We start from the raw sequence: 12,609 nt of genomic DNA, 5'->3' as shown, positions 1-12,609 counted from the left end.
TTTATGCTACTCTTATCTCGGTTTTACGACAATCTTCCTAATATAACAGGAATGGCAGTTTCAACTCTCAATATTCTTTCTCCTAGATTTACTGCTTCAAATCCTTGTTCTTCCAGCATATCAACCTCATATGGAATAAATCCACCTTCTGGACCAATTGCTAAGGTCAAAGGTTCATTAATATTTCTTGGACATTCTTTTTGTCCTGTTGGATGAGCTACAATCGCTTTTGTTCCTTTTATTATCTCTGGAATTTGATCTTCTACAAATGGTTTGAACAGCTTTACGATTTTTACTTCGGGTAGTATTGTATCTTTAGCTTGTTCAAGTCCTAGTACCATATATTCAAATAAGCTTTCTTCTGACAAAACAGGGCTGTTCCAAAAGCTTTTTTCAACTCTCCAGGTTTTTATTATATACAGTTTTTTTATTCCCATGGTTGTTGCATCTTGTATGATTCTTTTTAAAGCCTTAGGTCTCGGCATCGCAAGTATAAGCTGAACGTTTGAAGGAGATGGACTTTGTTCTATAAGATCTACATCCATTTCTAATACTTCGCTATTAAGTTTCGTAATTAATCCTTTTCCTATTTTATCATTTAAAAGTCCTACTTTTAGTGTATCTCCTATTTCTGCTCTATGAACTGAAAGAACGTGATTTAATCTTCTTCCTGTCAATCTAACTTTATTATTATTTATAAAATCATCTTCAAATAGTATTATCAGGTTCATTTGAGTTTTCCCTTCTATTAAATTATATGGTCTACTATATTTTAGCACTAGCTTATTATTTACTCAATCATAGATATATTATTAAAATAAAAACTCATGTAATATACATGAGTTTAGTAAAGTCTATCAAAAGCAAAATATTAGCAAATCTTACCTGGATTAAGAATATTTTTAGGATCAAAAGCAAGCTTAATATTCTTTAATATTTCCATTCCTTGTTCGCCCATTGATTCTTCAAGGAAAGGCTTCTTAGCAAAGCCTATGCCGTGCTCTCCTGAAACTTTGCCTCCTAGCTTGTTTGCCTCCTCATACATGCAGTCAAATACTTGGCTTAACTTCTTTTTCCACTCTTCTTCACTAAGATTATCCTTAAGAATGTATATATGAAGGTTTCCATCTCCTGCATGACCAAAGCCCTTAATTCTAATATGGAATCTTTCTTGTAATTCGTCTGCAAATTTCACAAATTGTGCAATCTTATTTCTTGGAACAACAACATCACATTCATCCATCTCAGTAGTGGAAGCTTTAATTGCCTCAAGGAAAGCGCCTCTTGCTGACCAAATAGATTCCTGTCTTTCTTGAGTATCAGAAATCAATACATCTAATGCCCCTTCTTCTAGACAAATATGAGCTACCTTATCATATGAATTTTCTATTTCTTCTTTACTGTTTCCATCGAATGTTAATAATAGATAGGCATCTGAAGTACTATCTGGAAACTTCTTTCCTAAAAATTCTTCAGACGCCAAAATAACATCTCTTACCATATATTCAATAGCTGTAGGAATTACTTTTGACTTAATAATTTTGGGTACTGTTTCTATTGCCATATCTAAGTTCGGAAATGGTATGAGTAAGCTTATAGCTTTTTTAGGCAATGGTAAAAGCTTTAATATTGCTTTAGTGACTATGCCAAGAGTACCTTCTGCTCCAACAATTAAGTCCTTCAAGCTGTATCCTGAGCTGTTTTTAACTACCTTCCCACCTAGCTCCATTACCTGACCATTTGGCATTACTATCTCTAGACCTCTTACATAATCTCTGGTAACACCATACTTTACAGCTCTCATGCCGCCTGCATTAGTGCTTATATTCCCACCGATAGTAGCGCTTTTTTCTCCTGGATCTGGCGGATAAAACAAATCATAGCTTTCAACATACTTAGATATTTCCATTAGTAATACCCCAGGCTCTACTGTTAATGTCAAATTTTCTTCATCTATTTCGAGTATCCTATTCATTCTTGTAAGACTTAACATTATACCACCATATATAGCAACAGAGCCTCCTACTAGACCAGTTCCTGAACCTCTAGGAGTAACTGGAATATCATTATCATATGCATATTTCATTATCTTTGAAACTTCTTCTGTATTTAAAACCTCTACAAGAACCTCTGGAGACTTTTTGATACCTGCAAGTTCATCGCGCCAAAAATCTTCGTTTATTTCTTCTCCAACAAATACTCTTTCTCTTCCACATACTTTAATTAAAAAATCTATATCATTTTTTACAATCTTCTTATAATTCATTTTTTACACCTCCAATACTGAAGTTAGGATATTCTTTTCTCCGTTTATTTTTTTTGACTTCAATCTGTCTACTAATTTAGGAATGATTTCATATATATCACCTGTAATTCCATAATGTGCAACATTAAATATTGGTGCATTTTTGTCTGAGTTTATTGATATTATACAATCTGAATTATTCATACCTGCAACAAACTGAATCGCTCCAGAAACACCTAAAGTAATTATAAGCTTTGGTTTTACAGTTCTACCGCTTAAACCAATCTGATTCTTTGCATTTGTCCATCCTGACTCAATAAGAGGTCTCGTAGCTGCTACTTGCCCTCCTAAAAGCTCTGCTAATTCATGTATCATTTTCAAATCTTCTTCTTTTTTAATTGCTCTTCCTGCAACTACAATTATTTCAGCCTCTTCTATACCTACTTCTCTTTTCTTTTTCTTTATTTCTAAAACAGTGATTTTTGATTGAAGCTTATCTTTAAAAATATCACAATAAATTATTTCTCCTTTTTTCTTTTCTTTCTTTTCGGGTGCATCAAAAATCTTATATCTCACTGTTGCAAACTGAGGCCTATGATTTGGAGTATATATGTGGGCCATAATATTCCCTCCAAAGGCAGGTCTTATTTGGTCTAGGTCTGTATTGTTTTGAATGTCCAATATTGTACAATCAGCTGTTAGTCCAGTTCTAAATCTAGCAGCTACCCTTGGTGCAAGAGACCTTCCTATAGTTGTACCTCCTACTAAAACAATTGATGGTTTATGCTTATTTATGAAATCTTCAAACACAGCTGCGTATGGTTCTATACGAAAGCTTTCAAGTTCATCATAATCATATATAAAAACCTTATCAACACCATAATGTAATAATTCATCTGCCTTGTTTTTGATACCATAGCCCATAAAAACGCAATATACAGGATAATTTATCTTTTCTGCCATTTCTTTCGCCTTACCAATAAGCTCATATGTTACAGGATGGATATCTCCATCAACATGGTCAACATATACAGCTATCCCATTCCATTCGTCCTTGTTTATTTGATGTGTTTGTGTTTCAACGAACTCGAAAGCACCTTCAGGTCCTTTTTTGACACAAATCCTACACATCTTGCAAGCTGAAGTAATATCCAGTTTGTTTTGTGTATATTCAATTGCTCCAAAAGGGCATATTTTTAGAGTCTCTTCAATATTTTTTATCTTATGCTGATGTATTATTATCTTAGACATATTATCCCTCCTTATATAATTTTCTGTTCTTTTAGCTTAGTAACCAGCTTCCCTACTAACTCTTCAGTACTTCCTTCCCATATTTCATAATCAATATTACTCTGTGGTGGAAATATCCTTTTGACCTGCGTAGGTGAACCATTAAGTCCGTATTTCATTTCATCTTGTTCATCATAATCCTTCAATCCATAAACAGGTATTTGTTTATCCTTAGTAGACATTTTTAGTTTAAATGATGGAAGCCTTGGTTGGAATATGTCTTTCTCAACTGTTATGAGACACGGATACTGTACCTCAACGATCTCTACTGTAGTGGGCATATCCATCTCAATAACTATCGATTGTTTCTTTATTTCAATTATATTTAATACATTTGTAGCATGAGGTATACCTAGAAATTCAGCAATTTCTGGACCTACTTGAGCAGTGTCTCCATCTGTCGTCATCTTCCCACATATAATCAAATCTGGAACCCCTACTTTCTTTATACCTTGAGATATTGTATAAGCTGTAGCAAGAACATCAGCCCCTGCAAATTTTCTGTCTGATAAAAGAGCACCTTCATCAACACCCATCATAAAAGCCTCTTTGATTATCTCTGCTGCTTGTGGAGGTCCCATGCTTAGAGCACATATCTTGGCGCCAACTTTCTCTTTAATTCTTATAGCTGTTTCAATGGCATACAAATCATAAGGGTTCATCTTAGAATCGATTCCATCTCTTTTTAACACACCAGTTTCTTCATCAACCTTTACGTCTGAAGTCCCTGGAACCTGCTTGATACAAACAATTATTTCCATATCGATACCTCCTATTTACATTTGGTACTATGGTCATACCAGTTATATTTTAATAGTATCACATCATTAATAAGGTTTCTACTTTTGATAGTATTTTAACAAAGGATAATGTAAAAAAGGCACCTCTAAATATTAGTTTTTTTATCTAACATTTGGGGCGCACTTTAAAGATAAGTAGTGTTATAAACTTTTAATTATTTTATTAATATAATCTAAATGTGCTTTCATAGCTAATGCTGCTTTATCAGAATTATTAGAGATTATAGCATCACATATTTCTTTGTGGTGAATTATTAATGTATCTCTGTTTTTTGCCTCAGACATGATTTTTAGTCGAGCATCTTTGATGAAAGCTTCCATAAGACTTGATATTGCATTTAAAAGAGTCAATATCAAATAATTGCCAGTTAACTCAGCAATTTTGTAGTGAAACTTTTTATCTATCTCTGCACTGTCTTTTTCATTATCTGCATTTTTTAGTTCTTCAATTATTTGTATTAGTTCATCCTTTTGGCTTGATTCTATTCTTGTAGCTGCTAGTCTTGCAGCCTCTATTTCTATTACTTTTCTTAATTCTAGAACATCTCTGGACTTACCTTTATTAAGCATAAACATCACTGAAAGGGGCTCGAAAATACCAGATTCAAGGTCACCTTTTATGTATGTTCCTTCTCCCTGTCTACTTTCAATGAGTCCAATAATCTCAAGTGATCTAAAGGCTTCTCTTATAGATGTTCTGCTAACTCCCAGCATTTCTGCTAAATCTCTCTCAGATGGGAGCTTATCTTCCTTCTTTAAGGTTCCATTCATTATCATCTCTTGTATCTGTTCAATAACTTGCTCGTATATTTTTTTGTTCTTTATCTGAGTAAACATGTGCTAATCTCTCCTGTTTTCAAACTATTGCTCTTAATATTTCGTAAATCGTTTTTCAACTATTCTATAATTACTACTGAATACAATATAACATATAGCCTTTTGCTTCACAAGTTAAGCAAACAATCATTTCTATCATTTTATTAGTCCTTCTTCAGCGGTTTACACATTGAGTTTTGTGGATTGCTTATAAAGCCATATTTTTCATATAGTCCATGTGCGTCTTTAGTCATCAAAATACCAAGCTTATCCTTAAATTCATCAGAATTTACGATACATTCAACCAAATTTTTACCAATGCCTTTACCTCTATGTTCTCCACTAACTATAACATCACATAACCAAAACATAGTAGCATAATCTGTAACTACTCTTGCATATCCCACTAATTTGTTATTATAATATACTCCATAATTAACGGAATTATTTATTGCAGCTTCTTGTACTTCTTTAGCTCTATTTTTACCCCAATATGTTTTTGAAAGCATATCGTAAATTCTGTCAATTGATAATAGTGATTTATCATCACTTATTACATAATCACCAAATTTTTTTTTCATACTTATCCCCCTTATAGTTATTTGAAAATTATTTTATTTTATAAATATATCTATTCGTCATCATATTACATTATCCTTTTATATTAAGTTTCTAAACAAAAAGACGGTCAATTGACCGTCTACACTATTTCTTATCTTCAACTTCTTTTATTATTCTATTAACAAACTCATCAACTTGCATTGAGCCAATATCTCCTTCATCTCTCACTCTTACTGAAACTGCATTGCTTTCAGCTTCTTTTTCTCCTACTACAAGCATATAAGGTGTCTTTGCAAGCTGAGCTTCTCTTATCTTGTATCCAATTTTTTCTGCTCTAGTATCAACTTCGGCTCTAATGCCTTTTTCTTCTAGCTTCTTCTTAACATCATAAGCGTATTCATTGAATTTATCTGATATAGGGAGTACATTTACTTGAACTGGTGACAGCCATACTGGGAATTTTCCTGCATAATGTTCTATCAGTACTCCTATAAATCTTTCCATACTTCCTAGTATTGTTCTGTGAATCATTACTGGTCTATGCTTTTCATTGTCTTGACCTATATATGTTAAATCAAATCTTTCAGGCATCTGGAAGTCAAGCTGAATTGTAGCACACTGCCAAGTACGTCCAATACTGTCTTCTAGATGGAAATCTATCTTAGGTCCGTAGAATGCTCCATCACCTTCATTAACTATATATTTGATGCCTTTTTCTTCTAAGGCTTCTCTTAGATTGTCTGTAGCTATATTCCATTGTTCTTCTGTTCCCATAGAGTTCTCTGGTCGTGTTGAAAGCTCTACGTGATACTTAAATCCAAACACTTTATAGACGAAATCTGCTAAGTCTATTACATTTATAAGCTCTTGCTTAACTTGCTCTGGAAGCATGAATATATGTGCATCATCTTGTGTAAATGTTCTTACCCTCATAAGTCCATGTAAAGCACCTGCTAGTTCATGACGATGAACTTGACCAAGTTCAGCCCATCTAAGCGGTAAATCCCTATAGCTAAACATTTGAGATTTATATATAAGCATAGATCCAGGACAATTCATAGGCTTAATAGCATAATCGCTATCATCTATTCTTGTAAAGTACATATTTTCTTTATAATGATCCCAGTGTCCTGATTGATGCCATAGCTGTTCATTTAATATAAGTGGAGTTTTTATTTCTCCATATCCTCTCCTAGTATGTTCTTCTCTCCAAAATCCCTGTATAGTATTCCAAAGAATCATTCCTTTTGGATGGAAGAATGGGAATCCAGGTCCTTCACCATGCATACTAAATATGTCAAGCTCTTTTCCAAGCTTTCTATGGTCTCTTTTCTTAGCTTCTTCAAGCATTAATAGATATGCATCTAAGTCTTTTTGCTTTTCAAAAGAAGTCCCATATATTCTTTGAAGCATAGGTCTTTTTTCATCGCCTCTCCAGTATGCTCCAGCTATGCTTGTTAATTTAACTGCTTTTACCTTCTTAGTACTTGGTAGATGTGGTCCTCTACAAAGGTCTGTAAAGTCACCTTGTTGATAGAAAGATATTACTGAGTCCTCTGGTAAATCCTGAACTAATTCTACCTTGTAGTCTTCTCCAGCTTTCTTCAAATATTCTAAAGCTGCATCTCTGTCTAGCACAAATTTCTTAAGCTCTAAATTTTCTTTTGCAATCTTAGATATTTCCTTCTCAAGCATCTCTAAGTCTTCTGGAGTAAACCTATGCTCAGTATCTATGTCATAATAGAACCCATCTTTTATTGAGGGACCTATAGCAAGCTTAGCATCTGGAAAATGTCTTTTTACTGCTTGAGCAAGCATGTGAGCACTTGTATGTCTAAATATCTCCTGCCCACCTTCATCTTCAAATTTCAATAGTTGAACCTTTGCATCTTCATTTACTTCTTCTTCTAATCCTAGTAACTCACCATTTACAAAAGCACCAAGAACCACTCTTGCAAGTCCCTCGCTTATGCTTTTTGCGATATCTACAACCTTTATTCCACTTTCGTATTGTCTAACCGAACCATCTGGTAATGTAATATTAATTTTTGACATATTTTCTCCTCCTCATTTTTTATAAAAATAATAAAAACTCCCGCTCCTAGATGCTCATCTAGGGGCGAGAGTTTTTCCCACGGTTCCACCCTAATTAGAATTTTCATTATAACAAAAACTTCTGTGTTATAAAGATTCCACTCGAGTGATTATAACGTAATCAACGGAAATCCTTACCCAAATAATTTGGTTTCGGATACAACTCAAGGATAGTTTTCAGTTTGATACATCTAGGGCGCTTCCAGCCACGACAACCCCTCTCTTGAGACTACTTCAAACTTACTCGTCCTCTCACTGCTTTATCTTATTGTATTGTTATATATTATAGTGCTAATGAAAAAAACTGTCAAGGATATTTTTTACTTATTTTTGCAACTTAAATGCCATTATTATTTTCACTAAAATCAGTATTTGGTTTTAATTTGTCATCATATTTATCTACATACATTTTTCCATTTTCATCTATGGTAGCATACATTACTTCATCAACCTTGTTAACTCCAAACATGTTTAGATTGTTTATTAAGTCCTTACCACTAATTTCTCTTTTTCTTAAATTCTCATAAATTATCTGTCCACCTATTATTAGTTCAGTTGGTATAGTCTCTGGCTTTGGAGGTAAATCAAGATCACCAAGCGTTACATTTCTTTTTTCACCTTTTTTTATTACACTTAGCAGTCCGTTCATTTCCAGAATTCCATATTCTACATCATCTGGTGTAAAGCAATCTGCCTGTCTCAAGAGCAACCCCAAATCGTCAACATTATATCTAGTACGTTTCATATTATTTTCTAGTATCTGACCATTCTGTATTACTAGTATAGGTTCTCCTTCTAGTACCTTTCTTACTGATCGTTTTTTTAGAGTTATAAGTGATACTAAAAATGTCAGTACTCCAAATAGTATCAATCCCAATAAGTGCTGCCACGTCTTTTGATTTACGTCGGTTGCTAAAGTAGCTGCTATAGAACCAAAGGTGATACCATTTATATACTCGTGAAACGTAAGCTGTGATACCTGCTGTCTTCCTAGCAGTCTAGTTATATATAATATTGAAAAAAAAGCAAGTAGCGTTTGAACAAAAACTTCAATAAATAGCTTCATTTTTATCAACTCCAATACAATAAACCTTATTTCTATAGAATTTCTTATATATATTTTGCTACTATTTGATAATACTATTCTTAAAGATAATTATTTTATTTGAGGTGAGAGAGGTGCGCTTATTATTTGAAATAATATTTTCAATATTATTTATTGTTGTTGGATATATTGTGCTATATATTTTAACAAAAAAAGAGCTAATTTAAACGAAAATGAGTCAGGGAACCGTTTAGTCCCCTGACTCACCTATTTACTATTCAGTAGGCGGCATTACATCGAGTGTAATATCTATATCTTTATATTGTTTATTTCTGTATATGGTTATTCTAATTTTGTCTCCAGGCTTATATTCTTCTATTGTATTAGATAAATCTGTTACTGTTTCTACATTTTTATCGTTTATCTTTGTTATAATATCATCTACCTTAAGATCAGCTTTTTCTGCAGGGCTATTGTAGTAGACTTTTGCAATGTATATACCTTTAGGTACATTATATTCTTTTGATATTTGGTCTGTAATATTTGTTATTCCAACACCAATCCAAGGTCTCTTTACATATCCATTTTGCATTAACTCATTTATTATAGGCAAAGCATCATTTATTGGTATTGCAAATCCCATTCCTTCTATATCCGGTGCAGAAAGCTTTACGCTATTGATTCCGATTATTTCTCCTCTCTCATTTACAAGTGCTCCTCCACTATTACCAGGATTTATTGCTGCATCTGTCTGAATAAGCTTCATTTTCTTTTCTCCTAATGATAATGATCGGTCTAAAGCACTTACTATTCCTGCAGTAACAGTTCCTGAAAATTCTTCACCTGCAGGATTACCAATAGCTACAGCCAGCTCACCAACTTTTATCTTGGTTGAGTCACCAAATTTCCCTGCTGGTAAATTGGTAGCATCTATCTTTATTACTGCAAGGTCAGTTTTAGCATCTTGACCTAATACCCTTCCTTTATACTCTTTCCCATCATGTAATGTTACTAAAAGCTCTGATGCACCATCAATAACATGCTGATTTGTTATTATATATCCATCTTCTCTGTATATTATTCCTGAGCCTGTACCTTTATCCATGCTCTGTGTCATAAATCCACTATTAACATTAACCTTGTTTTTTATCATAACTATAGACGGAAGTACTTTATCAGCTACTTCTACTACTGGGCTGGTATACCACTGTGTGCTAGTGGTTGTTTTATTCTGTGCAGCAGCTTCTGCCGTGCTTGCTACATTAGAATCTGATACATTAATAAAACCATACATAAATCCTCCACCAATTAGCATTCCTATGATGACTGAAACTAAAACCATATTGATTAGTCTACTCTTTTTATATTTTTTCTCTACTCTGTCCTGTTGGTATTCAACATTAGGATTTTCATTGAAATTATCCATAATAAAACCTCCTTTTATATTCGATATTCTATTTGATTTTATTATAGACAATAATTTTTAAAAAAATATGAACAAATTGTAAATTATAATGAATCCTCATCCTCTAATCTTAGTGTAAATGTAAACTCAGTTCCTCCGTCTATTTTGCTTTGAACCCATATTTTCTCGTTATGACTTTTAATAATCTCTTTTACTATAGATAATCCTAATCCTGTCCCTTTTACCTGTCTTGATCTTGATTTATCTCCTTTGTAGAATCTTTGCCAGATATTTTTTATATCATCTTCTGATATTCCTATACCAGTATCCTTTATTGACACTATAGCCTTCTTATTTTCCTTTTCTGCTTTTATAATTAAGCTATCCTTATCATGCATAAATTTTATTGCATTATCAATTAGATTTGATAATACTTGAGATATACTATCTTTTTCTGCTAAAACAAATATAGGGTCATGACTAAAAGAAACTTCGACCTCTATATTTTTTTCTTCAAGTTTATTACTGAATTTTATAATATTTCTTCTAATGAGCTCATTTATGTCAAACTTAGTCATATTCACAGAATATTTTCCAGACTCCATCTTGGATAAGTCAAGAAGGTTGTTTATTAATTCAGTAAGTCTTTCTGTCTCATCTGATATTATATTCAAATACTCTTGTCTTTTTTCATAGGTTAAGTCCATATTCATTAACCCTTTTATATACCCTTTTATTAAAGTCAGAGGAGATCTAAGCTCGTGAGAAACATCTGCAATAAATCCCTTTCTCATTTCTTCAAGCTTATCTAACTCTTGAGCCATATTATTAAATGATTCTGCAAGCTGGCCTATTTCATCATTAGATTCAATAGCTACTCTCTTACTAAACTCTCCTGATGCTATAACCTTAGTTATTTTGTTTATTTCAAGTATAGGCTTTGATATCTTTTGTGAAATAATATATAAGAGTATCGTTGCTATTAATAATGATATACCTATAGCATAAAATATTATTTTATATATTTCTCTCAGTGTTTCATTAACTTCGTATATTGGAGAGTGCATAAACACCCCAGTCACGACCTCGCCATTAATAAATATTGGGACCCCAACAGTCATTACAGGACTACCAAAATATTCATCATATTCTCCTCTTTTAGTTATCACATTTCCTTTGAGCACACTTATTATATCCTCTTCCGAGAGCTGCCTTCCTATCCATTTAGTTTCTGTTTTGCTAGAAACACCATAAACATACCCCAGTCTATCTACAACCCAAATTTTTGTATTAAGAAATCGCTCTATTGACTCAAGCTCAGTACTCAGCCTTTCATATCCAACTTCTCCATTAAGATGCCTTACAATTGTTGTATTCAACTTTTTGCCTTCATTAATAAGTGCATCACTTTTTTTATCAAAGTAGTAATTTCCAAGCATCTTAATCATTGATGTGCTAAGTATTATAAAGCTAAGCAATATAACTATAAAATATACAAATGTAAGCTTTCTAAATACTGAGTTAAACAACTTTCTTCACCTCAAACTTATATCCTACTCCCCAAACTGTCTTTATCTCATATTTATCTTCTACTTCTCTCAGCTTTTCCCTAAGTCTTTTTACATGTACATCAACAGTTCTTGTATCTCCTAAAAAATCGTATCCCCATATCTGTTCTATAAGTTGTTCTCTTGTAAACAGTTTATTTGGATGTGATGCAAGAAAATATAATAATTCCATTTCTTTTCTTGGAAGCTGTATAACCTCATCTACTACTTTTATACTAAAATCATCCATATCTAAAGCTAAGCTAGGAAATATAATTTTTTCCTCAGTATTAGTATCTTTTGGAGACACTCTTCTTAATACTGCACGAATTCTAGCTATTAATTCTTCAGGATCAAATGGCTTAACAATATAGTCATCTGCTCCTAGTCTTAGTCCTAAGACTTTATCAAAGGTTTCTCCCTTAGCAGTCAACATGATTATTGGTACATCACTTATCTTTTTGACTTCTCTACATACATCATATCCATCCATTTTAGGAAGCATTATATCTAATATTACTAGGTTTGGCATTTCTGTTTTGAATATCTCTATTGCTTCTTTTCCATCATATGCTTTGACAACTTCAAATCTTTCTTTTTCTAAAAACATCTGTACAAGATTGCATATTTCAACATCATCATCTACAACAAGAATTTTGTCTATATGATTTGACATACTATCAACTCCATTTTTGTTCTTTATACTAATATTAGCAAATATACATAAGAAATTAAACTTTTTGATATAAATAAAAAAATTAGGGTAAATATAATCTATAATTTTGTTTATCATTTTGACTTTGGAG

Annotated in this window: 11 protein-coding genes and 1 other annotated feature; all 11 genes read right to left on the bottom strand. The window is 32.7% G+C overall.

Features of this window, described 5'->3' with window-relative positions:
• Nucleotides 1–23: 23 nt before the first annotated feature.
• On the bottom strand, nt 24–731 hold the full coding sequence (locus tag HNR33_RS06260; protein ID WP_429081312.1) for a 16S rRNA (uracil(1498)-N(3))-methyltransferase: 708 nt from the start codon (nt 729–731) through the stop codon (nt 24–26).
• Between the two features lie 140 nt (nt 732–871).
• On the bottom strand, nt 872–2,266 hold the full coding sequence (locus HNR33_RS06255; RefSeq protein ID WP_429081310.1) for an FAD-binding oxidoreductase: 1,395 nt from the start codon (nt 2,264–2,266) through the stop codon (nt 872–874).
• 3 nt (nt 2,267–2,269) lie between these two features.
• A complete protein-coding gene (locus HNR33_RS06250; protein ID WP_429081308.1) occupies nt 2,270–3,496 on the bottom strand; it encodes an FAD-binding protein in 1,227 nt (408 codons plus the stop codon).
• An 11-nt stretch (nt 3,497–3,507) separates the two neighbouring features.
• On the bottom strand, nt 3,508–4,296 hold the full coding sequence (locus HNR33_RS06245; RefSeq protein WP_429081305.1) for an electron transfer flavoprotein subunit beta/FixA family protein: 789 nt from the start codon (nt 4,294–4,296) through the stop codon (nt 3,508–3,510).
• Between the two features lie 180 nt (nt 4,297–4,476).
• Entirely contained in the window at nt 4,477–5,172 is a 696-nt protein-coding gene (locus tag HNR33_RS06240; protein WP_429081303.1) for a FadR/GntR family transcriptional regulator, read from the bottom strand.
• 143 nt (nt 5,173–5,315) lie between these two features.
• A complete protein-coding gene (locus tag HNR33_RS06235) occupies nt 5,316–5,732 on the bottom strand; it encodes a GNAT family N-acetyltransferase (protein WP_429081301.1) in 417 nt (138 codons plus the stop codon).
• Between the two features lie 124 nt (nt 5,733–5,856).
• The gene (gene thrS / locus HNR33_RS06230; protein ID WP_429081299.1) at nt 5,857–7,767 is read right to left on the bottom strand and encodes a threonine--tRNA ligase; all 1,911 of its coding nucleotides are present in this window, start codon (nt 7,765–7,767) and stop codon (nt 5,857–5,859) included.
• 57 nt (nt 7,768–7,824) lie between these two features.
• Nucleotides 7,825–8,071: a binding site (T-box leader), on the bottom strand.
• Between the two features lie 72 nt (nt 8,072–8,143).
• Nucleotides 8,144–8,872 carry a YetF domain-containing protein gene (locus HNR33_RS06225; protein WP_429081297.1) on the bottom strand — a complete coding sequence of 243 codons (729 nt, stop codon included), beginning with the start codon at nt 8,870–8,872 and terminating at the stop codon, nt 8,144–8,146.
• A 253-nt stretch (nt 8,873–9,125) separates the two neighbouring features.
• A complete protein-coding gene (locus HNR33_RS06220) occupies nt 9,126–10,277 on the bottom strand; it encodes a S1C family serine protease (RefSeq protein ID WP_429081295.1) in 1,152 nt (383 codons plus the stop codon).
• 83 nt (nt 10,278–10,360) lie between these two features.
• Complete coding sequence (locus HNR33_RS06215; RefSeq protein WP_429081292.1) at nt 10,361–11,785, bottom strand: sensor histidine kinase; 1,425 nt, start codon at nt 11,783–11,785, stop codon at nt 10,361–10,363.
• Entirely contained in the window at nt 11,778–12,479 is a 702-nt protein-coding gene (locus HNR33_RS06210; protein ID WP_429081290.1) for a response regulator transcription factor, read from the bottom strand. The genes HNR33_RS06215 and HNR33_RS06210 overlap by 8 nt, the downstream gene beginning before the upstream one ends.
• Nucleotides 12,480–12,609 lie beyond the last annotated feature (130 nt).

The organism is Brassicibacter mesophilus (assembly GCF_050433385.1).
In the GTDB taxonomy this organism is placed as follows: Bacteria; Bacillota; Clostridia; order Tissierellales; family Proteiniboraceae; genus Brassicibacter; species Brassicibacter mesophilus.
The sequence above is the reverse complement of the archived record's forward strand: the minus strand, read 5'-3'. Positions and strand labels throughout refer to the sequence as shown.